24 protein-coding genes are annotated in these 21,163 nt (G+C 61.5%); 18 read left to right on the top strand and 6 right to left on the bottom strand.

Annotation, left to right across the window (positions count from 1 at the left end):
• Positions 1-15: 15 nt before the first annotated feature.
• Together HX821_RS15915 and HX821_RS15910 are read right to left on the bottom strand one after the other, a co-directional pair.
• Positions 16-444: a hypothetical protein gene (locus HX821_RS15915; RefSeq protein ID WP_177022738.1), complete on the bottom strand. Its 429-nt coding sequence runs from the start codon at positions 442-444 to the stop codon at positions 16-18.
• A 120-nt stretch (positions 445-564) separates the two neighbouring features.
• The gene (locus HX821_RS15910) at positions 565-1,461 is read right to left on the bottom strand and encodes a LysR family transcriptional regulator (protein ID WP_177019458.1); all 897 of its coding nucleotides are present in this window, start codon (positions 1,459-1,461) and stop codon (positions 565-567) included.
• Positions 1,462-1,618: 157 nt separating this feature from the next.
• Between HX821_RS15910 and HX821_RS15905 the strand changes: the two genes are divergently transcribed.
• Entirely contained in the window at positions 1,619-2,620 is a 1,002-nt protein-coding gene (locus HX821_RS15905) for an ABC transporter substrate-binding protein (RefSeq protein WP_003207959.1), read from the top strand.
• A 137-nt stretch (positions 2,621-2,757) separates the two neighbouring features.
• Here the strand turns inward: HX821_RS15905 and HX821_RS15900 are convergent, their stop codons facing one another.
• Complete coding sequence (locus HX821_RS15900) at positions 2,758-3,657, bottom strand: LysR substrate-binding domain-containing protein (protein WP_087694204.1); 900 nt, start codon at positions 3,655-3,657, stop codon at positions 2,758-2,760.
• A gap of 172 nt (positions 3,658-3,829) precedes the next feature.
• On the opposite strand from HX821_RS15900, the gene HX821_RS15895 reads away from it, so the two are divergent.
• From HX821_RS15895 to HX821_RS15865, 7 genes are all read left to right on the top strand, one after another.
• Positions 3,830-4,777: a branched-chain amino acid ABC transporter permease gene (locus HX821_RS15895; RefSeq protein WP_177036026.1), complete on the top strand. Its 948-nt coding sequence runs from the start codon at positions 3,830-3,832 to the stop codon at positions 4,775-4,777.
• On the top strand, positions 4,774-5,859 hold the full coding sequence (locus HX821_RS15890; protein ID WP_177036025.1) for an ABC transporter ATP-binding protein: 1,086 nt from the start codon (positions 4,774-4,776) through the stop codon (positions 5,857-5,859). Before HX821_RS15895 ends, HX821_RS15890 begins: the two co-directional genes overlap by 4 nt.
• Positions 5,856-6,629, top strand: a complete 774-nt coding sequence (locus HX821_RS15885) for an ABC transporter ATP-binding protein (RefSeq protein WP_177008269.1) — start codon at positions 5,856-5,858, stop codon at positions 6,627-6,629. Before HX821_RS15890 ends, HX821_RS15885 begins: the two co-directional genes overlap by 4 nt.
• Positions 6,622-7,338: an ABC transporter ATP-binding protein gene (locus HX821_RS15880; RefSeq protein ID WP_008436935.1), complete on the top strand. Its 717-nt coding sequence runs from the start codon at positions 6,622-6,624 to the stop codon at positions 7,336-7,338. The genes HX821_RS15885 and HX821_RS15880 overlap by 8 nt, the downstream gene beginning before the upstream one ends.
• Positions 7,339-7,404: 66 nt before the next feature.
• A complete protein-coding gene (locus HX821_RS15875) occupies positions 7,405-8,544 on the top strand; it encodes a branched-chain amino acid ABC transporter substrate-binding protein (protein ID WP_177036024.1) in 1,140 nt (379 codons plus the stop codon).
• 31 nt (positions 8,545-8,575) lie between these two features.
• Complete coding sequence (locus HX821_RS15870; RefSeq protein ID WP_010173377.1) at positions 8,576-9,067, top strand: L-2-amino-thiazoline-4-carboxylic acid hydrolase; 492 nt, start codon at positions 8,576-8,578, stop codon at positions 9,065-9,067.
• Complete coding sequence (locus tag HX821_RS15865; protein WP_177022742.1) at positions 9,064-10,299, top strand: Zn-dependent hydrolase; 1,236 nt, start codon at positions 9,064-9,066, stop codon at positions 10,297-10,299. The genes HX821_RS15870 and HX821_RS15865 overlap by 4 nt, the downstream gene beginning before the upstream one ends.
• A 99-nt stretch (positions 10,300-10,398) precedes the next feature.
• Here the strand turns inward: HX821_RS15865 and HX821_RS15860 are convergent, their stop codons facing one another.
• The gene (locus tag HX821_RS15860; RefSeq protein ID WP_102605897.1) at positions 10,399-11,187 is read right to left on the bottom strand and encodes a helix-turn-helix domain-containing protein; all 789 of its coding nucleotides are present in this window, start codon (positions 11,185-11,187) and stop codon (positions 10,399-10,401) included.
• Between the two features lie 85 nt (positions 11,188-11,272).
• Here HX821_RS15860 and HX821_RS15855 point away from each other — a divergent pair, with 85 nt between their 5' ends.
• From HX821_RS15855 to HX821_RS15835, 5 genes are all read left to right on the top strand, one after another.
• The gene (locus HX821_RS15855) at positions 11,273-12,271 is read left to right on the top strand and encodes a bile acid:sodium symporter family protein (protein ID WP_087694198.1); all 999 of its coding nucleotides are present in this window, start codon (positions 11,273-11,275) and stop codon (positions 12,269-12,271) included.
• Positions 12,272-12,359: 88 nt separating this feature from the next.
• Complete coding sequence (locus HX821_RS15850) at positions 12,360-13,550, top strand: sugar transporter (RefSeq protein ID WP_003207980.1); 1,191 nt, start codon at positions 12,360-12,362, stop codon at positions 13,548-13,550.
• 12 nt (positions 13,551-13,562) lie between these two features.
• The gene (locus HX821_RS15845) at positions 13,563-13,931 is read left to right on the top strand and encodes a lysozyme inhibitor LprI family protein (RefSeq protein ID WP_177036023.1); all 369 of its coding nucleotides are present in this window, start codon (positions 13,563-13,565) and stop codon (positions 13,929-13,931) included.
• Between the two features lie 269 nt (positions 13,932-14,200).
• Entirely contained in the window at positions 14,201-15,754 is a 1,554-nt protein-coding gene (locus HX821_RS15840) for a TerC family protein (RefSeq protein WP_177036022.1), read from the top strand.
• 79 nt (positions 15,755-15,833) lie between these two features.
• On the top strand, positions 15,834-16,676 hold the full coding sequence (locus HX821_RS15835) for a PhzF family phenazine biosynthesis protein (protein ID WP_087694193.1): 843 nt from the start codon (positions 15,834-15,836) through the stop codon (positions 16,674-16,676).
• Here HX821_RS15835 and HX821_RS15830 read toward each other — a convergent pair.
• Positions 16,612-16,989, bottom strand: coding sequence for a co-chaperone YbbN (locus tag HX821_RS15830; RefSeq protein ID WP_177036021.1), 378 nt, complete (start codon positions 16,987-16,989; stop codon positions 16,612-16,614). The two genes, HX821_RS15835 and HX821_RS15830, sit on opposite strands and share 65 nt — an antisense overlap.
• Before the next feature lie 148 nt (positions 16,990-17,137).
• Positions 17,138-17,374 carry a hypothetical protein gene (locus HX821_RS15825; protein ID WP_003207990.1) on the bottom strand — a complete coding sequence of 79 codons (237 nt, stop codon included), beginning with the start codon at positions 17,372-17,374 and terminating at the stop codon, positions 17,138-17,140.
• Positions 17,375-17,708: 334 nt separating this feature from the next.
• Here HX821_RS15825 and HX821_RS15820 point away from each other — a divergent pair, with 334 nt between their 5' ends.
• From HX821_RS15820 to HX821_RS15800, 5 genes are read left to right on the top strand one after another with little or no spacing between them, the layout of a single operon-like run.
• Entirely contained in the window at positions 17,709-18,557 is an 849-nt protein-coding gene (locus HX821_RS15820; RefSeq protein ID WP_003207992.1) for a transporter substrate-binding domain-containing protein, read from the top strand.
• A gap of 52 nt (positions 18,558-18,609) precedes the next feature.
• Entirely contained in the window at positions 18,610-19,272 is a 663-nt protein-coding gene (locus HX821_RS15815) for an amino acid ABC transporter permease (RefSeq protein ID WP_003207993.1), read from the top strand.
• Positions 19,273-19,281: 9 nt separating this feature from the next.
• On the top strand, positions 19,282-19,944 hold the full coding sequence (locus tag HX821_RS15810) for an amino acid ABC transporter permease (RefSeq protein ID WP_177036020.1): 663 nt from the start codon (positions 19,282-19,284) through the stop codon (positions 19,942-19,944).
• Positions 19,941-20,726 (top strand): amino acid ABC transporter ATP-binding protein, encoded by a 786-nt coding sequence (locus HX821_RS15805; RefSeq protein ID WP_003207998.1) that lies wholly within the window; start codon positions 19,941-19,943, stop codon positions 20,724-20,726. Before HX821_RS15810 ends, HX821_RS15805 begins: the two co-directional genes overlap by 4 nt.
• Before the next feature lie 23 nt (positions 20,727-20,749).
• Positions 20,750-21,139, top strand: a complete 390-nt coding sequence (locus HX821_RS15800) for a RidA family protein (RefSeq protein ID WP_003208000.1) — start codon at positions 20,750-20,752, stop codon at positions 21,137-21,139.
• Positions 21,140-21,163 lie beyond the last annotated feature (24 nt).

Raw genomic sequence — 21,163 nt, 5'->3', positions numbered from 1 at the left:
TCAACGCAGGGCGGATCAGGCGGCCTGCGGCTGCATCCGCCATTCACCTTCCATATCCTTGACCAACCCACTGGCCAGCAACAGCGGTGCCACGCGCTTGTGCAATTGCGGCTCGACAAACTCTTTCACCGTGTCCAGCCCCAGCGCGCCGCTCAACGGCAGCTCGGCCTTGGTGTAAGACAACCAGGCTTTCTTCAGTATCAGCAGCACGTCGCTGCCGGCGGTGGAGGCGAAGCGGCGGTGGGTTTTTTTGCCGTCGAAATCGAAGGTGTGCTGAAACTCGTAACCGGCCTCGTTGCCTTCGCTGGCGACGCAGCGGATGCAGGTGCAGGGGCCATCGCCGAAAGCGCTGCGCAGGTAGTTGTTGAAGTCCACCACGGGCTTGAGTGACAGGCGTTTGTCCACCTCGAACAGGTCCCCGGTCATTTTTTCGTCAGTGTTCAAGGTCCATTTCCTCGCAGCGGTTTTTTCAAGGGCGGCACGATACCAGCCGAAGGGCGTGGGCGGGTAGTTTTTGGTCGCCTCAGTGGGGACGTCCATTCGCCAATGCCCTTGTTACGGTGATCAGTCCGCCAGCTCATCCACCATCAGGTCGATAAAGCGCCGTACCCGAGGCTCCAGGAAGCGTTTGCTCGGGTACATCGCCAGGATCTCCACGTCTCCGGCGTCCAGGTCGGGCAGCACCTGTACCAGGCGCCCGGCAGCCAGGTCCTCGGCCACCACGAAGTCCGGCAGCAAGGCGATGCCCAGCCCGGACACGGCAGCGTCGCGCAGTGCTTCGCCGCTGTCCAGGCGCAGGCGGCTGCGCCCGTACGCCTTGACCCAGGTGCCGTCCGCTTCGCGAAAGCGCCAGCTTTGCTTGCGCGTGCGGCTGCTGAAATACAGGCAGTCGTGGTGGGCGAGGGCGTCCATGTCCCGGGGCATGCCGTGCTCGGCGAGATAGTCCGGTGCGGCGCACAGCAGCGCCTGATAACGAGCGACCACCCGGGAAACCAGTTGGCGGTCGGTGTTGGCGCTGCCGATGCGGATGGCCAGGTCGAAGCCGTCCTCGACGATATCGGCGGTGCGGTCGCTGAAACTGACTTCCACCTGCACCTCGGGCCAGGCGTGCAGGTATTTCTTCAACAACGGCAGCAACACCTTGCGCCCGAACGCATCGGGCACTGTAAGCCGCAATAAACCGCGCGGTACCCCGGTGGGCTGGCCGATGCGGCTTTGGGCGTTGTCCACTGCGGCGAGGATCTCCAGACCCTGGTCATACAGCGCGCGGCCTTCGTCGGTGAGGCTCAAGGTGCGGGTGGTGCGGTTCAACAGGCGCACACCAAGGCTGTCCTCCAGGCGCGCCACGGCTTTGCCGGCGGCCGAGCGCGTCAGGCCCATCGCCTGGCCACCGGCGACGAAGCTGGCGCCATCGACCACCGCCATGAAGATCAGCATCTCGTTGAGGTTGGTGCGCAGCATGCAGAGTGGCTCCGGGGATGACATCAGGCACAGGCGCGCAATATAGCAGCGCCGGTGGGCAGTGTTTTTCGTATATCCATAGATCGCGATATTCTTTTTCGCACTGTACGTGGGCCGCTACGCTCGCAACCCTTCTCAAACTCGCGGCAGCGTTCTCATGATAATAAAACGACCCACCCTGACGCTCCTGGCAGCAGCCAGTGCGCTCCTCAGCCTTGGTGCACACGCCGAAGGCAAGATCAGCATCGCCCAGCAATTCGGCATCGGCTACTTGATCCTCGACGTGGTTCGTGACCAGAACCTGATCGAGAAACACGGCAAGGAGCAGGGCCTGGACATCAAGGTGGAGTGGAACAGTATCTCCGGCGCCACCGCGATGAACGAGTCGCTGCTGGCCGGCGCGCTGGACGTGGTGTCGGCGGGTGTGCCGCCGATGCTGACGCTGTGGGACCGCACCAAGGGCAAGCAGAACGTCAAGGCCATCGCCTCGCTGGGCTCGATGCCCAATTACCTGCTGACCAATAACCCGGATGTGAAGACCCTCAAGGACTTCAGCGAAAAAGACCGCATCGCCGTACCGGCCGCGGGCGTGGGTTTCCAGTCGCGTACCTTGCAGATTGAAACCGCCAAGCAGTTCGGGAACGACAACTACAAGAAGTTCGACGATATCTCCATCAGCCTGGCGCACCCGGACGCGACCGCCGCGTTGATTGCCGGCGGTTCGGAGATCAACGCGCATTTTTCCAGCCCGCCGTTCCAGTACCAGGAGTTGTTGAATCCCAAGGTGCACAAGGTGCTGAGTTCCTACGACATTCTCGGCGGCCCGGCGACGTTCAATGTGCTGTACACCACCGAGAAATTCCACGACGAGAACCCCAAGACCTACAAGGCGTTCTATGACGCGTTGGCCGAGGCCGAGAAAATCATCAAGGCCGACAAGCCGGCAGCGGCCCAGGCTTACATTCGTGTAGAGCAGTCGAAGCTACCGCTGGCGCTGGTGGAGAAAATCGTCCAGGACCCGGAAATCGACTTCACCATCGTGCCGCAGCGTACCTATATCTATGCCGAGAAATTGCAGGAGTTGGGGGTGTTGAAGAACAAGGCGGGGAGCTGGAAGGATTACTTCTTTGAAGAGGCGCATGGCGGGAACGGCAGCTGACTCCATTCTGAATTGAAACGCACACAAAAATGTGGGAGCGGGCTTGCTCGCGAATGCGGTGGGTCAGTCGAGACATGTGCTGGCTGAACCGCCGCATTCGCGAGCAAGCCCGCCCCCACATTGGATCTGCGGTGTTTTCAATTCCCCGCAAGGTTGTTCTTGATCCAGTCGTACAAGTGATTCCCCTCGCTCGACAACTCGCTGTTGGCCCGCCGGCACAGGTAGTACTGGCGGCCATCATCGACCTGTAGATCAAACAGCTTCACCAACTCCCCATTTGCCACATGCGGCGCAACCAGTGGCGCGCGCAGCAGTGAGCAGCCCAATCCGGTCAGCGTGGCCGTCAGCGCCAACTGACCATCCTCCAGCAGCAAACCATTCAACGCGGTCCCGTGATGCACGTCGGCGGCCTGGAACCATTGGCTCCAGGTGCCGCGTTCTTCGTCGTGCAACAGAGGTAATTCACTCAGCGCCTCAGGTGTGTCGATCGGCCCGTGTTGCTCCAGGAATGCGCGGCTGCAATACGGCGTCACCGCCCCGGAAATCAGCGGCTCGCTGTGGTACCCCGGCCAGTGCCCGGTGCCGAAGCGGATCGATAAATCGGCAGCGTCGCTGGGGTAGCTGCGGTGGTTGGCGTAGGTGACGTTGATGTCCAGCGCCGGGTGGTCCTTGAGGAACTGTGCCAGGCGCGGGATGAACAGGTTGATGCCGAACAGCGGGATCAGGCTGATGGTGACCTGGCGTGTGGCGCTTTTTTCCCGCACGTGTTCGGTGGCGCTGCGCAGTACGGCGAAGGCCGAGCGAATTGCGCGGTAGTACTCGCGGCCTTCTTCGGTGAGCACCAGGTTGCGGCCCTGGCGTAAGGTCAGCGGTTGCTGCAGAAAGCTTTCCAGCAGGTGCAATTGATGGCTGACGGCGGAGGGCGACACGTCCAGCTCGCGGGCGGCGGAATTCACTCCGCCGTGGCGGGCAAACGCTTCGAAGGTGCGCACGGCACGCAACGGCGGGTCATTGGCTAACTGTTCTAAATTATTCATGTGTTGAATTAAATACTAAGTGAGATGGCAAATAAAGAGCCATAAATGCCGTATTTATGGCGGTTATAGCGCTTTATGCGTTTGGCATAACCATATGAATTTCTGATATTTGATAAAAACAGAATAGATGCTTAGTGTGCCGCCCTCGTCAGTAGTGAGGTCGATGGTTTCCATGGATGCGTTTATCCAGCAGCTGCTCAATGGTTTGATGACGGGCAGTCTCTACGCGCTAGTGGCCTTGGGTTACACCATGGTCTACGGCATTTTGCGGATCATCAACTTTGCCCATGGCGATGTGTTGATGATTGGCGCTTTGGTGGGCCTCTCGGTGATTCGCCTGTTGCAGGTGACATGGCCGGCGATGCCGTCGGTGCTGGTGCTGCTGGCAGCCACTGTGATTGCCATGGCGTTCTGCGCGGTACTCGCGGTGCTGATTGAGCGGGTCGCTTATCGGCGCCTGCGCAATGCGCCGCGCCTGGCGCCATTGATCAGCGGCATCGGGGTGTCGTTGTTGCTGCAAACCGTCGCCATGTTGGTGTGGACGCGTAACCCGCAGATGTTCCCGCAACTGCTGCCGCTGGAACCGATTGAAGTGCTCGCGGGCGCTTCGGCGCATCCGGCGATCACCAACGCTACCGCCCTGACCACCATTGCCGTCGCACTGTCGGTAATGGTCGCGCTGCTGGTGCTGGTGGAACGCACACGCTTTGGTCGGGCCATGCGCGCCGTGGCCGAGAACCCGCAGGTGGCGAGCCTGATGGGCATCAACCCGAATCGCATCATCGTGCTGACCTTTGCCATTGGCGGCGCCCTGGCGGCATTGGCCGGAATCATGATGGCGAGCAACTACGGCAGCGCGCACTTCTACATGGGTTTCCTGCCGGGCATCAAGGCGTTCACCGCAGCCGTATTGGGCGGCATCGGCAACCTCAAGGGCGCGATGCTTGGCGGCCTGCTGCTGGGGTTGATCGAGGCCCTGGGTACCGGCTACCTGGGCGCTGCCACCCAGGGTGTGTTCGGCAGCAATTACCAGGATGTGTTTGCCTTTATCGTGTTGATCGCGGTGCTGGTGTTTCGTCCTTCGGGGCTGTTGGGCGAACGACTGGCGACCCGCGCATGAGTGTCCTGAATACCTCCCGCCAGCGCGCCAGCTTCGGCCTTGTATTGTTCGCCGTGGCGCTGGTGCTGGCGCCGTGGATTGTCGGGCATGCCGGTGGCAATACCTGGGTGCGTACCCTCGATTTCGCTTTGCTGTACATCATGTTGGCCCTGGGCCTGAACATCGTCGTGGGTTACGCCGGGCTGCTGGACATGGGTTTTATCGCGTTCTACGCAGTGGGCGCGTACCTCGCCGCATTGCTGTCATCGCCGCATCTGTTGCAGCAATTCCCGGCGCTGATGGCGCTGCTGCCGGCGGGCATGCACACCTCGATCTGGTTGATCCTGCCCTTGGCCGCGTTGCTGGCAGCGGGCTTTGGCGTGTTGTTGGGCGCACCGACCTTGCGCCTGCGCGGCGATTACCTGGCCATCGTGACCCTGGGCTTTGGTGAAATCATCCGCATCCTGCTGCGCAATCTGGATCGCCCGGTGAACATCACCAACGGGCCCAAAGGTATTTCCCAGGTCGACCCGGTCAACCTGCTGGGGATCAACCTCGGGCGCACCCAGGAGCTGTTCGGCCTGCGCCTGCCTTCGGTCTATCTGTACTACTACCTGTTCGCCGCGCTGGTGGTGCTGATCCTGTTTGCCTGCATTCGCCTGGAGCGTTCGCGCATCGGGCGGGCCTGGGTGGCGATTCGTGAAGATGAGGAAGCGGCCCAGGCCATGGGCGTCAACACCCTGCGCTTGAAGCTGTTGGCGTTCGCCATCGGTGCCGGGTTTGGCGGCGTGAGCGGGGCGTTGTTTGCCTCGTTCCAGGGCTTTGTCTCGCCGGAGTCCTTCACTCTCAATGAGTCCATCGCGGTGCTGGCGATGGTGGTGCTCGGCGGCATGGGCCATATCCCCGGGGTGATTTTCGGCTGCGTATTGCTGGCGGCGTTGCCCGAAGCCTTGCGCGCGAGCATGGGCCCGTTGCAGCAGGCGCTGTTCGGCCAGGTGCTGGTGGACCCGGAAATCATTCGTCAGTTGTTCTACGGGCTCGCGCTGATCCTGGCGATGCTCTATCGACCGGCAGGCCTGTGGCCAAAAGGAGTGGCGCGATGAATCAGCCGCTGTTGCAGATTGACCAGGTGAACAAGCGCTTCGGCGGCGTGGCGGCGCTCACCGACGTGAGCCTGAGCATCCAGCCTGGGGAGATCTATGGCTTGATCGGCCCCAATGGCGCCGGTAAAACCACCTTCTTCAACGTGATGACCGGCCTGTATACCCCGGATTCCGGGCGCTTCCAGCTCGACGGCGAGGACTACAAGCCGGCCAGCGTGCACCAGGTGGCCCAGGCCGGCATCGCCCGGACCTTCCAGAATATCCGCCTGTTCAACACCATGAGCGCGTTGGAAAACGTCATGGTCGGCCGCCATGTGCGCACCCGCAATGGCGTGTGGGCCGCCTTGAGTCGCCATCGTCGAGCCCGGGAAGAAGAAGCGCAAACCCGCGCCCATGCCCATCGCCTGTTGGCGTATGTCGGGCTGGCGGGGTTCGCCAATTACCGCGCCGACAGCCTGTCCTACGGCCATCAACGCCGACTGGAAATCGCCCGGGCCCTGGCCACTGAACCACGTTTGCTGGCCCTCGACGAGCCGGCCGCCGGGATGAACGCTGCCGAGAAAGTGCAACTGCGCGGCCTGCTGGAAAAGATCCGCGACGACGGCCACACGCTGCTGCTGATCGAGCACGACGTGAAGCTGGTGATGGGGGTGTGCGACCGCATCAGCGTGCTCGATTACGGCCAGGTGATCGCCGTGGGCGCGCCTGCCGAGGTGCGCCACGACCCGGCGGTGATCCAGGCCTATCTGGGAGCCAGCGCCCATGTCTGAACCTTTATTGAAAGTCGACGGCTTGCAGGTGCGCTACGGCGCCATCGAAGCGGTCAAGTCCCTGGATTTACACATCGGCGAAGGCGAGCGAGTGACGTTGATCGGCGCCAACGGTGCCGGCAAGACCTCCAGCCTCAAGGCCCTGACCGGATTGCTGCCGGCAGCGGCGGGGCAGATTCACTTCGCCGGGCGTTCGATCCTCGGCCAGGCGCCGGACCAATTGCTGCGCCAGGGCATTGCGATGGTACCGGAAGGGCGCGGGATCTTTGCGCGCATGAGCGTCCTGGAAAACCTCCAGGCCGGGGCCTTCCTGCGTCGTGACACCGAGCAGGTGAACCGCGAGATCCGCCAGTTGTTCGAGCACTTCCCGCGTCTGGAGGAGCGCCTGCAGCAGTCCGCCGGCCTGCTCTCCGGTGGCGAGCAACAGATGCTCGCGCTGGCCCGGGCGCTGCTCTCCAAGCCGCGCTTGCTGGTGCTGGACGAACCGTCCATGGGCCTGGCGCCGATCATGGTGGAGAAGATCTTCCAGGTGATCGACGACGTGTGCCGCCAGGGCATGACCCTGCTGCTGGTAGAGCAGAACGCCCGGCTCGCGCTGCAGGTCACCGACCGTGCCTATGTGATGGACACCGGGCGCATCAGCCTCACTGGCCCGTCCCATGAATTGCTCGACCACCCCGAGGTGCGCAGTGCCTACCTCGGTGAATGAATCAACCCTGACGCTACCGGACGCCCGGCGTGTTCCGACCAGCCCGTAAAGAAACAGGAACCACTGATGAAGACTTTCAAGCACACCCTAGTGATCGGCCTGGCCCTGAGCAGCCTGGCGAGTGCCATGGCCCAGGCCGACCAGACCGTATTGATCGGCCTGGCCGGGCCGTTGACCGGCCCGTCGGCGCGGATCGGCAAGGACCTGGAAAACGGCGCGCAACTGGCCATCGACGCGGCCAACGGCAAGCACCCGAGAATCAACGGTGAGGCGGTGACCTTCAAGCTGCTGTCCGAGGACGACCAGTCCGACCCGCGCACCGCCGTCACCGTGGCCCAGCGCCTGGTGGACGAAGGCGTGGTGGGCGTGGTTGGCCACTGGAACACCGGCACCAGCATTCCGGCGGCGCGGGTTTATCACGATGCAGGTATCGCGCAAGTCGCCCCGGTTGCTACCGGGCACGCGTATACCCAGCAGGGCTTCGACACCAGCTTCCGGATCATGGGCCATGACGACGATGGCGGCCAGGTGGCCGGCGACTATGCTTTGAACACCCTCAAGGCCCGGCGCATTGCGGTGATCGACGACCGCACCGCATTCGGCCAGGGCCTGGCGGACCAGTTCGTCAAATCCATCGAGGCCGGTGGCGCCAAGGTGGTGTCTCGTGAATACGTCGACGACAAGACCATCGATTTCAGCGCAGTGCTGACCAATATCCGCAGCCAGAACCCGGACCTGATTTTCTTTGGTGGCGTCGATTCCCAGGCCGCGCCTTTGGCCAGGCGTATCAAGCAACTGGGTATCAAGGCACCGCTGATGGGGGCCGGTGGGTTTGTCAGCCAGACCTTCCTGCAACTGGCGCAGAACGAAGGCGAGGGCGTGATTGCCCTGGAGCCGGGCCTGGCGGTGGCGCAGATGCCGGGTGGCAAGGCGTTCGAGCAGGCTTACAAGGATCGCTACAAGGCGCCGATCGAACTGCACGCGCCGTTTGCCTATGACGGTGTCGGGGTGTTGGTGGCGGCGATCGAGAAGGCCGACTCGGTGGACCCGCAAAAGTACCTGCCGGTGCTGCGCGCCATCAGCTACCAGGGCGTGACCGGGACCATTGCGTTTGATGCCGAGGGCAACCTGAAGAAGCCGTCGTTCACCGTGTATCAGGTCAAGGGCAATCAGTGGCAGCCAGTGAGTGTGGCGGGCGGCAAGTAAACGAATTCTGTGGAGCTGACGGAGGCACACAATGAGCAAGCTGGAAGGTGAACTGGGCATCCTGGCCCGGCGGCGGATCGAAGCCGAAATCATCAAGCCGATCTACGAGATCCTGGTGCGCGAGCAGGGCAAGGACTTTGCGGCGGCGGTGATCGGCGAGGCGGTGGGCAATGCAGCGATCCAGGCCGGCAAGCACTTTGCCGAGCTGGAAGAGCAGGGCGCCGACCTCAAGAGCTTTGTCGAGCTGCAAGTGCTCTGGGAAAAGGACGATGCGCTGAAGGTCGAGATCATCGCCAGCGACGCCGAGCACTACGACTATGACGTGAAGCGCTGCCGCTATGCCGAGATGTATCACGAGATGGGCCTGGGCGAGATCGGTCACTTGCTGTCCTGCAACCGCGACGAACTGTTTATCGTCGGCTACAACCCGGACATCAAGCTGACCCGCACCCAGACCATCATGGGCGGTGCCCATCACTGTGACTTCCGCTACCGGGCCAAACCCCAGGAGCCGCGTTCATGAACGACTTGGCGCGGGTCAATGGCGAGCGCCTGTGGGGCTCGCTGATGGAAATGGCGCAGATCGGCGGCACCGAAAAGGGCGGCGTCTCGCGCCTGGCCCTCACGGATGAGGACCGCCGCGGTCGCGACCTGTTTGTGCAATGGTGCGAGGCGGCCGGTTGCAGCATTCGGGTGGATGCCATGGGCAATATCTTTGCCCGTCGCGCCGGGCGCCAGGATCACCTGGCCCCGGTGCTGACCGGTTCCCATGGCGATTCCCAGCCGGCGGGCGGCAAGTACGACGGTATCTACGGCGTGCTGGCCGGGCTGGAGGTGCTGCGCACCTTGAATGACCTGGGGATCGAGACCGAGCGGCCAATCGAAGTGGTGAACTGGACCAACGAAGAAGGCTCGCGGTTTGCCCCTGCGATGATTTCCTCTGGGGTGTATGCCGGGGTGTTTGACCTGGAGTACGGCCTGTCCCGGGAAGACAAGGCCGGGATCACCATCGGCCAGGCATTGCAGCAGATTGGCTATGCCGGTGCGCATCCGGTGGGTGGCCAGGCGGTGCATGCGGCGTTTGAGCTGCATATCGAACAGGGGCCGATTCTTGAGGCACAGGGCCTGACCATCGGTGTGGTCACCGGCGCCCAGGGCCAGCGCTGGTATGAAGTGGAACTGAGCGGGCGCAGCGCCCATGCCGGGACGACGCCGATGGATCACCGGCTGGATGCGTTGCTCGGGTTTGCCCGGGTGGTGGAGGCGGTGAACCAGATCGGCCTGGAACAGGGCGCCGAAGGGCGGGCGACGGTGGGCATGGCGAATATCTTCCCCAATTCACGCAACGTGGTGCCGGGGCGGGTGTTTTTCAGTGTCGAGTTTCGGCACCCGGATGAAGCGGTGCTGGGGTATCAGGATCAGCAGCTGCATGCGGCAGTGGCGCGGATTGCCGAGGGGATTGGTTTGCAGCACAGCGTGAAGCAGATTTTCCAGTACGCGCCGATTGCCTTCGACCCTGAGTGTGTGGAGGTGGTGCGGGCTTCGGCGCAAGCGTTGGGGTATAGCCATCGCGACATGATTTCCGGGGCCGGGCATGATGCCTGCTACCTGAACCGGGTGGCGCCGACGGCGATGATTTTTGTGCCGTGTGTGGATGGGCTGAGCCATAACGAGGCGGAGGAGATTCATCCGCAGTGGTCGACGGCGGGGGCGGATGTGTTGTTGCAGGCGGTGTTGGCCAAGGCGGGGGAGTGAGCGAGGTTTAACTGTTCAACAGGGGACCGAGTTTCCACAGGGGGGGGCGAGTTCCCATAGGAAACCCAGTTTTCGCTCTGGAGCTTCTTTGTCTGATGGTCAGCGGAAGAACTCACCGGGTGTGGCGTCGAACTGCTGGCGGAAGGCGTTTATGAAGGCCGAGGTGGATTCGTAGCCGCAGGCCAGCGCCACATCGGTCACGCGTTCGCCTTGTTCCAGGGCGGGTAGGGCGCTCAACAATCGCAGGCGCTGGCGCCATGCGCGGAAGGTCAGGCCGGTGTCGCTCAGGAACAGCCGGCTGAGGGTTTTCTCGCTGACCGCCAGTTTCTGGCTCCACTGCCCCAGGGTGGTTTGCTGCTCCGGGTGCAGGTTCAGGCTGCGGTAAATCTGCCGCAAGCGGCCGTCGGCCGGCAGCGGCAACATCAGGTCGACCTGGGGCGCGGCGGCCAGTTGGTCCAGCACCACTTGGGCCAGCCGTCCATCCGGGCCATCCTCGGCGTATTCCACCGGCAATTCGCTGAAGCTGCGAATCAACTCGCGCAACAGGCTGCTCACCGCCAGCACCTGGCAGCGGTCGGCCGCCCAGGCGGTGACGCTGCAATCGAGGTACAGGCTGCGCATCTCGGTATGGGGCGAACTGAACACCCGGTGTGGCATGCCGGCCGGTATCCACACGGCCCGCTGGGGTGGCGCGACGAAGCGTCCTACGCTGGTCTGGATCTCCAGCACCCCGGATATTGCGTAGGACAACTGCACCCACGGGTGACTATGGCGGCGGGTCAGCGCGCGGTTGGGCAGGGATTCGGTGCGGCCATACACCGGCCTGGGCAGGCTGGAAAGCCCGGGCACGCTGCGGCGCACGGTTTTGTCATGTCCTTTTGGCGGCATTTACTGGCTCATTGGCGTTAGTCGGTAACAAGCCGTTACGTTAGAGTCGCGACGATGCTCTTGGCAACCCCTGGAAGATTGGCCTATGACCCGCCCACGCTTTTTACCTGACAACTTCACCCTGACCCTGGTGGCCACGGTGATCCTCGCGTCCCTGCTGCCCGCCAGCGGCCAGACCGCCGTGGCCTTTGGCTGGGTGACCAACCTGGCCATCGCGCTGCTGTTTTTCCTGCACGGCGCGAAACTGTCGCGCCAGGCCATTGTTGCCGGTGCGGGTCATTGGCGCCTGCACCTGCTGGTGTTCAGCCTGACCTTCGTGCTGTTTCCGTTGCTGGGCCTGGCGCTCAAGCCGGTGTTGTCGCCGCTGATCGGTAAAGACCTGTACATGGGCATGCTCTATTTGTGTGCGTTGCCCGCCACCGTGCAGTCGGCGATTGCCTTTACCTCGCTGGCCCGGGGCAATATCCCGGCGGCGATTTGCAGCGCGGCGGCGTCGAGCCTGTTCGGGATCTTCCTGACGCCATTGCTGGTGACGTTGCTGCTGAATGTGCATGGCGATGGCGGCTCCACCGTCGATGCGATCCTGAAAATCAGTGTTCAATTGTTGCTACCGTTCATCGCCGGGCAAATCGCCCGTCGCTGGATCGGCGAGTGGGTAGGGCGTAACAAATCCTGGCTGAAGTTCGTCGACCAGGGGTCGATTTTGCTGGTGGTCTACGGCGCCTTCAGCGAAGCGGTCAACGAAGGCATCTGGCACCAGATTCCGTTGTGGGAACTGGGTGGCCTGGTGGTGGCGTGCTGTGTGTTGCTGGCGCTGGTACTGGTGGCGTCCACGGTGCTGGGCAAGGCTTTTGGCTTCAGCCAGGAAGACCGGATCACCATCCTGTTCTGCGGCTCGAAGAAAAGCCTGGCCACCGGTGTGCCGATGGCCCAGGTGTTGTTTGCCGGGGCGAGCATGGGGGTGCTGATCTTGCCGCTGATGCTGTTTCACCAGATCCAGTTGATGGTCTGCGCGGCGCTGGCCCAGCGCTATGCCAAGCGTCCTGAGTCGATTCCCGAGCTGATGGGGCAAGTCGATCCCTGAATCGTCGTGTTACTATTTTTTGCGCGCGGCTCAAGGCCCGGCATCGGGCCGGCTTGATCTGCGCGCAAACGAGTACGACGACCTGTCAATGAGCATTTCCGCCGCAACACCTCAAGCCAACTGGCAACCGGTCTTCGCTCTCGCGTTGGCCGCTTTCGTTTTCAATACCACCGAATTTGTACCGGTCGGCCTGCTGAGTGCCATCGGCGCGAGCTTCGACATGCCCATCGCCAGCGTCGGCCTGATGCTGACCATCTATGCCTGGATCGTGTCCCTGACCTCGCTGCCGGTGATGCTGCTGACCCGTAACGTCGAGCGGCGCAAGCTGCTGATCGTGCTGTTCGGCATGTTTATCGCCAGCCATATCCTGTCCAGCGTGGCCACCAGCTTTGGCATCCTGATGCTCAGCCGGGTCGGCATTGCCCTGTCCCATGCGTTGTTCTGGTCGATTACCGCCTCCCTCGCGGTGCGTTTGGCGCCGGAGGGCAAGCAGGTGCAGGCCCTTGGGTTGCTGGCTACCGGTACTTCCCTGGCGATGGTTCTGGGTATCCCGCTCGGCCGCTTGCTGGGCGAAGCCATGGGCTGGCGCACCACCTTCCTGGTGATCGGCGCGTTTGCCGCTGGGCTGGTGTTCTGGCTGGCGCGCACCTTGCCGCTGCTGCCGAGCCAGAACTCCGGCTCGTTGCGCAGCCTGCCGCTGCTGTTCAAGCGCCCGGCGCTGGTGGCGTTGTATGTGCTGACGGCGATGGTGGTGACGGCGCAGTTCACTGCCTACAGTTATGTTGAGCCGTTTGTTGAAGGTGTTGCCGGTATGAGTGGCAATACGGTGACCCTGATCCTGCTGGTGTTTGGCGGCGCGGGGATTATTGGTTCGTTGTTGTTCAGCCTGGTGCATCGCTTTAATCCGCACCGGTTCCTGATCAGCGCGGTGACCATACTGGCGCTGTGCCTGGCGTTGTTGCTGCCGTTGAGTGGCGAGGTGTCGTACCTGGTGACCCTGAGTGTGTTCTGGGGCATGGCCATCATGGGTTTTGGCCTGGCGTTGCAATCGAAGGTGCTGGTGCTGGCGCCGGATGCCACGGATGTGGCGATGGCGATGTTTTCCGGGATCTACAACATCGGTATTGGCGGTGGGGCGTTGATGGGCAGTTGGGTGGGCAGCCACTTTGGTTTTGCCTGGATCGGCGCGGCGGGCGGGTTGCTGGCAGCGGTGGCGTTGATTGGGTATTGCCTGGCGATTTATCGGTTTGGGCAGGGTGTGGCGCGTAGCCCTCTGTAGGAGGTAATTTTCATGGCAGTTCGTTTGATTAAACCGGCGGTATTCGCAGTGCTCGCCGGGTTTTCTGTGTTGTGGCTCAGCCCTGCAAGCCTGGCGGCCAGTTTTGACTGTGACCGGGCGAAGGCGCCTGACGAGAAAACCATCTGTGCCACGCGTTCGCTTAATGATCAGGACGTGACGATGGCGCTGCTTTATGACCTGAACCGGCACTTCATGGCTATGGGCGGACGTGGTTCGTTGATGGATGATCAGGCTGCCTGGCTAAAAAAACGCCATACGTGCGGGGCCCAGGTCAGTTGCCTGACCCAGGCCTATACGCAGCGTATTGCGATGTTGCGTAGCTTTATAGATGAGCGGGTGATGACGAAGGGGCCGTTCTGAAGCAGTTACAGATCTTGTAATAGTTTTGCGTTGTAGGAAATCCCTGTTTCGCCTGTACGATTCAAGTCCTTTTCCCACAACAGGACCTACATGAACACCCTCTCGGAGCCTCCCAGTCGTCTTTCCTCAAGACATGCACTGTCGCTGTTCCCGCTGATCGCCTGCCTCCAGGCCAGGCACCCCGTCTTCCGATTGCCTACCCTTACCCGGTCCCTCGACCGTGCGTTGCCGTGCCCGGCATTCTGAAAAACTTGAAGAGATACTGAAAAATGGAATGGTTAGCGGATCCAACGGCCTGGCTCGGCCTGTTGACTTTGATTGTGCTGGAGCTGGTGCTGGGCATCGACAACCTGGTGTTTATCGCGATCCTGGCGGACAAGCTGCCGCCGGAGCAGCGTGACCGTGCGCGTCTGATCGGTTTGTCCCTGGCGTTGCTGATGCGTCTGGGCCTGTTGGCAAGTATTTCCTGGTTGGTGACCCTGACCCAACCGCTGTTCGAGGTGTTCGACAAGAGTTTCTCGGGCCGTGACTTGATCATGCTGTTTGGTGGTGTGTTCCTGTTGTTCAAGGCCACCATGGAATTGCATGAGCGCCTTGAGGGGCATGTGGCTCAGCGCACTGGCAACGTGGCCTATGCGATGTTCTGGCCGATCGTTGCGCAGATTGTGGTGCTGGATGCGGTGTTCTCCCTCGATGCGGTGATTACCGCCGTGGGCATGGTGGATGAGCTGGCGGTGATGATGATCGCGGTGATCATTTCCATCGGCCTGATGATCGTTGCCAGCAAGCCGCTGACCCGTTTCGTCAACGCCCACCCGACGGTGATCATGCTGTGCCTGGGCTTCCTGATGATGATCGGTTTTGCCCTGACGGCCGAAGGCCTGGGCTTCCACATTCCCAAAGGCTATCTGTACGCGGCCATCGGCTTCTCGATCCTGATCGAGCTGTTCAACCAGATCGCCCGGTCGCGCCGCAAGAAGTCGGCCCAGGGCACGCTGCCGAGGCGTGAGCGTACGGCCCACGCGGTGATGCGTTTGCTCGGCGGGCGGAATCTGGCAGTGGAGGAGGTGGGTGAAGAGGTCGCCGACCTGCTGGATAACCCTGATGCCAACGGCGGGCCGCTGTTCGACCGGCGCGAGCGGGTGATGATCAGTGGCGTGCTGCAACTGGCTGAACGCCCGATCCGTACGCTGATGACGCCTCGGGCGAAGGTGGACTCTATAGATCTGTCGGACGATCCCGACACTATCCGCCTGAAACTGATGCATTCGTCTTACTCGCGCCTGCCCTTGATCCGCAACGGTAATGTCGACGAGCCATTGGGCTTTGTGCACAAGAAGGAGTTGCTCAAGGAATACCTGGCCGGTAACGAGCCGAACCTGGAGCACCTGGCGCGCCGGGCGGTCAACTTGCTGGAGAGTTTTTCGATTCTCAATGCCTTGGAGCAGATGCGTCAGGAGTCGACTCACATTGCCTTCGTGATCAACGAATTTGGCGACTTTATCGGGGTGTTGAGCATGACCGACATCCTCGAGTCCATCGCCGGTGAGTTGCCGGATGCGAGTGAGGTCGAAGGCCCGGATATCATCGAAGAGGAGGGTGGTTTTCGCGTCAATGGCGCCTTGAACCTCAACCTGATCCGCCAGCGCACCGGCTTCAAGGCTGTGGCGACGGAGGATTACCAGACCCTGGCCGGGCTGGTGATGAGCCTGCTGGATCGACTGCCGGTGGTCGGTGACAGCCTGGAACATGAAGGCTGGCGCCTGACCGTGGCGGCGGTGGAGGAGCGGCGGGTCACGCAGGTGTTGCTGGCCCCTCTTTAACGGGTGAATTTCATTCGACGCTGGGCTGGCCTTTGGATAGCATCGCCGCTCACTGAACCGTTAAGGAAGGGTTACCCGAATGACTTTGGACGTGCTTAAGATTTCTGCATTCTGTGACGGCAACCAGGGCGGTAACCCTGCAGGTGTTTGGATCGGTGACAGCCTGCCGGAAGCTGTAGAAATGCAGCGTATCGCCCACGAAGTCGGGTTTTCGGAAACCGTATTTGCCTGCCCGCAGGATGACGGCTGGCGCGTGCGGTACTTCGCGCCGGAGTCCGAAGTTGCGTTTTGCGGGCATGCCACCATCGCCCTCGGTGCGGCCTTGAGCCTGGCGCTGGGCGATGGCGAATTCCACCTGGCGTTGAACAATGGCGATATCTCGGTCAGCGGTCGCAGCGAAGGCGACCTGATCGAGGCCGCGCTGCAATCCCCGCCAACCCGCAGCGCACCGGCCAACGATGCCCTGGTGGACGCGGGCCTGACCCTGTTCGGTTACACCCGCAATGACCTGGACCCGAGCATTCCGCCGGCGATCATCCATGCCGGCATTTCCCACCTGGTGCTGGCGCTCGACAGCCGCGCCAAACTCAGCCAGATGCACTATGAACTGGAAGCCGGTCGCCGCTACATGACCGACGCCGGTTTGGGCACCGTGGTGCTGGTGTTTGCCGAAAGCCCGACGCTGTTCCACACCCGCAACCCGTTTGCGGTGGGCGGCGTGTACGAAGACCCGGCCACAGGTGCCGCGACCGCTGCCTTTGCCGGCTACCTGCGGGACCTGGGCTGGCCGCACAACGGGCGCATCGACATCATTCAAGGCGAGGACATGGGCAGCCGTTCGCGCCTGCAGGCGCAGATCACCGATGAGAAGGGTGCCTCGATTCGGGTTTCGGGGACGGCGCGGTTGATGTTGGAGGACTGATTCTGGTCCTGGCGAACGTCTCCCTCAGCGTTTTTTCGTCGAACCCCTCCAGCTTATTGATCATCTTGCTATTCTGGAAAACCAGCAGGGTAGGCGTGCCGGTAACCTCGGGATGCCTCGGGGTTCGGGCAGTGTCGAGCACCAGGCTCTTCACGGAACTGGCGTATTTCCCGGCAATCCGTTCAAACAGTGGCCCGGCTTCCCCGCAGGCCGGGCAGTGCTGCGAAACAAACAGCATGAACACCGTTCTATGCGTCTTGAGCAACTGCTGATACTGCTCGGCATCGGCAATCACCGCCGTTGCAATTCCCATGATGATCTCCTTGAGCGATAGGCCTGGCCCACGCTAATCCCGGCGATCAAAACCGTCTACTGTCAAAACTAACAGGTACCCACCTCCAACTGGCCCATTGTGGCGAGGGAGCTTGCTCCCGCTGGGCTGCGCAGCAGCCCCAAAGCCTTCAGCGCTCCGCCCGCTCCCGAGCCTTCTTCGCCAACCCCACGCACTGCTTATAGTCACCCTGATCCTTGGCATCCTTGGCCCGACGATACCCATGATGATTCTGCGTGGTGTAGTTCGTACTGAACGCCGCCTTCAGCCTGACCAGCTCGGCCTTGCATTCGCGCCGGTCATCCTTGGCGAACACCTGGGTGGCAAACGCCAGCGACAACAACATAAGGACAAGACTGATCTTCATCTGAACGCGTTCCTTGGAGGGTCGATCATCTGCCAAGACTAGCCCAGCCACGGAATTCTTCCATCCGGCCACCGCACCGCTTTCGTGCACGGTAACGACCCGCCCCCGCACCCAAATGTGGCCTGTCACCCCGGTGTGTAGCCAACGGTAGCAATCTGATTGCAGCGGCTGGCCCAGTGCCTTATCGCTGATAAAAATCTATCCCGTTGATTTAAAAAGAAATTAATCCCGCAATATTTTATGTTACTGCGTGTGGCACACTTTCTGCTGTCTATTCCGTTGTTACATACTAAGTTCCGGTATAGCGGAATACACAACTCCTGGAGTGCTTGTCATGCATCACCGACCTTCCGTGTTCAAAGCGTGTGTTTTTCTCTTCGCCGCATCGGCTTCCCTCGCCAGCGTAGTGCAGGCGGCGGACAGCAAGCTCGATACAGTGCTCAAGCGTGGGCACCTGATCGTGGGTACAGGCAGTACCAATGCGCCGTGGCACTTCCAGGGAGCGGATGGCAAGTTGCAGGGTTTTGACATCGACATCGGCCACATCGTGGCCAAGGGTCTGTTCAATGACCCGAGCAAAGTCGAATACGTGGTGCAGTCTTCCGATGCCCGCATTCCCAACCTGTTGACCGACAAGGTCGACATGAGCTGCCAGTTCATCACCGTCACGGCAAGCCGTGCGCAGCAGGTGGCCTTCACCCTGCCGTACTACCGCGAAGGTGTGGGCCTGCTGCTGCCGGCCAACAGCAAGTACAAGGAAATCGAAGACCTGCAGGCCGCCGGCGACAGCGTCACCGTGGCCGTGCTGCAAAACGTCTACGCCGAAGAGCTGGTGCACCAGGCATTGCCCAAAGCCAAGGTCGACCAGTACGACAGCGTCGACCTGATGTACCAGGCCGTGAACTCCGGGCGTGCCGACACCGCCGCCACCGACCAGTCCTCGGTCAAGTACCTGATGGTGCAAAACCCGGGCCGCTACCGCAGCCCGAGCTACGCCTGGAGCCCGCAAACCTATGCGTGCGCCGTCAAGCGTGGCGACCAGGACTGGCTGAACTTCGTCAACACCGCCCTGCATGAAGCCATGACCGGTGTGGAATTCCCAATGTACAAGGCCTCGTTCAAGCAATGGTTCGGTGTGGACCTGCCGGAGCCTGCGATCGGTTTCCCGGTTGAGTTCAAGTAATTCGTAAACCCTGGGGCGTCGCTGACGGCGCCCCAATCAGGTACTGCCGACCATGAACTATCAGTTGAACTTTGCCGCTGTGTGGCGCGATTTCCCCAGCTTGCTGGCGGGGCTCGGCCTCGGCCTTGAACTGGCACTGCTGTCTATCGCCATCGGTTGCGTGATCGGCCTGTTGATGGCGTTTGCGATGCTGTCCAAACACCGTGCGCTGCGCATCGTGGCCTCGGTGTATGTGACGGTGATCCGCAACACCCCGATCCTGGTGCTGATCCTGTTGATCTACTTCGCCTTGCCCAGCCTGGGTATCCGGCTGGACAAGATCCCTTCGTTCATCATCACCCTGTCGTTGTACGCCGGTGCCTACCTCACCGAAGTCTTCCGCGCAGGCCTGCTGAACATTCCCAAGGGGTTGCGTGAAGCGGGCCTGGCCATTGGCCTGGGCGAATGGCGTATCCGCGCGTACATCACCGTGCCGGTGATGCTGCGCAACGTGCTGCCGGCGCTGTCGAACAACTTTATCTCGCTGTTCAAGGACACCTCCCTCGCGGCCGCCATCGCGGTGCCGGAGCTGACCTATTACGCCCGCAAGATCAACGTCGAAAGCTACCGGGTGATTGAAACCTGGATGGTCACGACCGCGCTCTACGTGGCTGCCTGTTACCTCATTGCCATGCTGCTCCGTTACCTGGAACAGCGTTTGGCAATTCGCCGCTAAGGAGCGCCCATGTACGAATCCCCCAGCTGGCTGCATGAGTTGTGGATCGCCCGGGAAACCCTCTGGGCGGGGTTCCAGACCAGCGTCTACTGCTCGGCCCTGGCCATTATCTTCGGCACCCTGATCGGCATCGTCGCCGGCTTGGTACTGACCTACGGCAAATTCTGGATGCGCGCACCGTTTCGCCTGTACGTCGACCTGATCCGCGGTACGCCGGTGTTTGTGCTGGTATTGGCGTGCTTCTATATGTTGCCGGCGCTTGGCTGGCAGATCACTGCGTTCCAGGCCGGTGCCGTGGGCCTGACGCTGTTCTGCGGCTCTCACGTTTCGGAAATCGTGCGCGGTGCATTGCAGGCCATTCCCAAGGGGCAAATGGAAGCGGGCAAGGCCATCGGCCTGACCTTCTATCAATCCCTGGGCTACGTGCTGTTACCCCAGGCGCTGCGGCAGATCCTGCCGACCTGGGTCAACTCGTCCACCGAAATCGTCAAGGCTTCCACCTTGCTGTCGGTGATCGGTGTGGCCGAGCTGCTCCTCAGCACCCAACAGGTCATCGCCCGGACGTTCATGACCCTGGAGTTCTACCTGTTTGCAGGCTTTATGTTTTTTGTCATCAACTACGCCATCGAATTGTTGGGGCGTTACATTGAAAAGCGGGTGGCGTTGCCATGAACCAACTCTCAAAAGAAAGCCAGCCACTGCTGAACATTCGCGGCCTGCGTAAACAGTACGGCCCGGTGGAAGTGCTCAAGGGCGTCGACCTGAGCATGCAGCGCGGCAACGTCGTGACGTTGATCGGCTCCAGCGGCTCGGGCAAGACCACGCTGCTGCGCTGCGTCAACCTGCTGGAAGAATTCCAGGGCGGCCAGATCACCCTCGACGGTGAGTCCATCGGCTACAGCGAGGTCGGCGGCAAGCGCGTGCGCCACCCGGAGCGGGTGATCTCCCAGCACCGCGCGATGACCGGCATGGCGTTCCAGCAGTTCAACCTGTTCCCGCACCTGACCGCCTTGCAGAACGTCACCCTGGGCCTGCTCAAGGTCAAGAAGATGGGCAAGGACGAAGCGGTTGCACTGGCGGAAAAATGGCTGGACCGTGTCGGCCTGCTGGAGCGCCGCAATCACTTCCCGGGCCAACTGTCGGGCGGCCAGCAACAGCGCGTGGCGATTGCCCGGGCGATTGCGATGAACCCGAGCCTGATGCTGTTCGACGAAGTCACCTCGGCCCTGGACCCGGAACTGGTGGGCGAAGTGCTCAGCGTGATCAAGGGTTTGGCGGAAGAGGGCATGACCATGTTGCTGGTCACCCACGAAATGCGCTTTGCCTATGAAGTCTCGGACAAGATCGTCTTCATGAACCAGGGCCGCATTGAAGAACAAGGGCCGCCGAAAGACATCTTCGAACGCCCGCAATCGCCGCGACTGGCGGAATTTCTCAAGAACATTCGTTTTTAAATCATCACTTCAGGAGATCCATTATGAGCATTACTCGTTACGGCACCGGCGCCACTGCAGGCGGCGGCCAGCCTCGTCCTTTCGCCCGCGCGGTGGAAGCGGATGGCTGGTTGTACGTGTCGGGCCAGGTGCCGGCGGTGGACGGTGAAATCATCACGGGCGGGATCGTCGAGCAGACCCACCAGACCATGCGCAACGTGGTGGCGATTCTCGAAGAAGCCGGCTACGCCCTTGAAGACGTGGTGCGCGTCGGTGTATGGCTGGAAGACCCACGGGACTTCTGGAGCTTCAACAAAGTCTTCGGCGAATACTTCAACCCGGAACATGCTCCGGCACGGGCGTGTGTGCAGGCGAACATGATGGTCGATTGCAAGGTTGAGATCGATTGCGTGGCCTACAAGAAAAAAGGCTAAATGCCCGTCTCTTGAGACCACAGG

This window comes from Pseudomonas sp. B6001 (genome assembly GCF_013386015.1).
GTDB lineage: Bacteria > Pseudomonadota > Gammaproteobacteria > Pseudomonadales > Pseudomonadaceae > Aquipseudomonas.
Note: the sequence above shows the minus strand (reverse complement) of the source record. Positions and strands in the feature narration are given on the sequence as shown.

Coding starts and splice junctions, on each gene's coding strand:
- HX821_RS15910 (WP_177019458.1), bottom strand. CDS start 1,461: ATGCTGCGCACCAACCTCAACGAGATGCTGATCTTCATGGCGGTGGTC.
- HX821_RS15905 (WP_003207959.1), top strand. CDS start 1,619: ATGATAATAAAACGACCCACCCTGACGCTCCTGGCAGCAGCCAGTGCG.
- HX821_RS15900 (WP_087694204.1), bottom strand. CDS start 3,657: ATGAATAATTTAGAACAGTTAGCCAATGACCCGCCGTTGCGTGCCGTG.
- HX821_RS15895 (WP_177036026.1), top strand. CDS start 3,830: ATGGATGCGTTTATCCAGCAGCTGCTCAATGGTTTGATGACGGGCAGT.
- HX821_RS15890 (WP_177036025.1), top strand. CDS start 4,774: ATGAGTGTCCTGAATACCTCCCGCCAGCGCGCCAGCTTCGGCCTTGTA.
- HX821_RS15885 (WP_177008269.1), top strand. CDS start 5,856: ATGAATCAGCCGCTGTTGCAGATTGACCAGGTGAACAAGCGCTTCGGC.
- HX821_RS15880 (WP_008436935.1), top strand. CDS start 6,622: ATGTCTGAACCTTTATTGAAAGTCGACGGCTTGCAGGTGCGCTACGGC.
- HX821_RS15875 (WP_177036024.1), top strand. CDS start 7,405: ATGAAGACTTTCAAGCACACCCTAGTGATCGGCCTGGCCCTGAGCAGC.
- HX821_RS15870 (WP_010173377.1), top strand. CDS start 8,576: ATGAGCAAGCTGGAAGGTGAACTGGGCATCCTGGCCCGGCGGCGGATC.
- HX821_RS15865 (WP_177022742.1), top strand. CDS start 9,064: ATGAACGACTTGGCGCGGGTCAATGGCGAGCGCCTGTGGGGCTCGCTG.
- HX821_RS15860 (WP_102605897.1), bottom strand. CDS start 11,187: ATGCCGCCAAAAGGACATGACAAAACCGTGCGCCGCAGCGTGCCCGGG.
- HX821_RS15855 (WP_087694198.1), top strand. CDS start 11,273: ATGACCCGCCCACGCTTTTTACCTGACAACTTCACCCTGACCCTGGTG.
- HX821_RS15850 (WP_003207980.1), top strand. CDS start 12,360: ATGAGCATTTCCGCCGCAACACCTCAAGCCAACTGGCAACCGGTCTTC.
- HX821_RS15845 (WP_177036023.1), top strand. CDS start 13,563: ATGGCAGTTCGTTTGATTAAACCGGCGGTATTCGCAGTGCTCGCCGGG.
- HX821_RS15840 (WP_177036022.1), top strand. CDS start 14,201: ATGGAATGGTTAGCGGATCCAACGGCCTGGCTCGGCCTGTTGACTTTG.
- HX821_RS15835 (WP_087694193.1), top strand. CDS start 15,834: ATGACTTTGGACGTGCTTAAGATTTCTGCATTCTGTGACGGCAACCAG.
- HX821_RS15830 (WP_177036021.1), bottom strand. CDS start 16,989: ATGGGAATTGCAACGGCGGTGATTGCCGATGCCGAGCAGTATCAGCAG.
- HX821_RS15825 (WP_003207990.1), bottom strand. CDS start 17,374: ATGAAGATCAGTCTTGTCCTTATGTTGTTGTCGCTGGCGTTTGCCACC.
- HX821_RS15820 (WP_003207992.1), top strand. CDS start 17,709: ATGCATCACCGACCTTCCGTGTTCAAAGCGTGTGTTTTTCTCTTCGCC.
- HX821_RS15815 (WP_003207993.1), top strand. CDS start 18,610: ATGAACTATCAGTTGAACTTTGCCGCTGTGTGGCGCGATTTCCCCAGC.
- HX821_RS15810 (WP_177036020.1), top strand. CDS start 19,282: ATGTACGAATCCCCCAGCTGGCTGCATGAGTTGTGGATCGCCCGGGAA.
- HX821_RS15805 (WP_003207998.1), top strand. CDS start 19,941: ATGAACCAACTCTCAAAAGAAAGCCAGCCACTGCTGAACATTCGCGGC.
- HX821_RS15800 (WP_003208000.1), top strand. CDS start 20,750: ATGAGCATTACTCGTTACGGCACCGGCGCCACTGCAGGCGGCGGCCAG.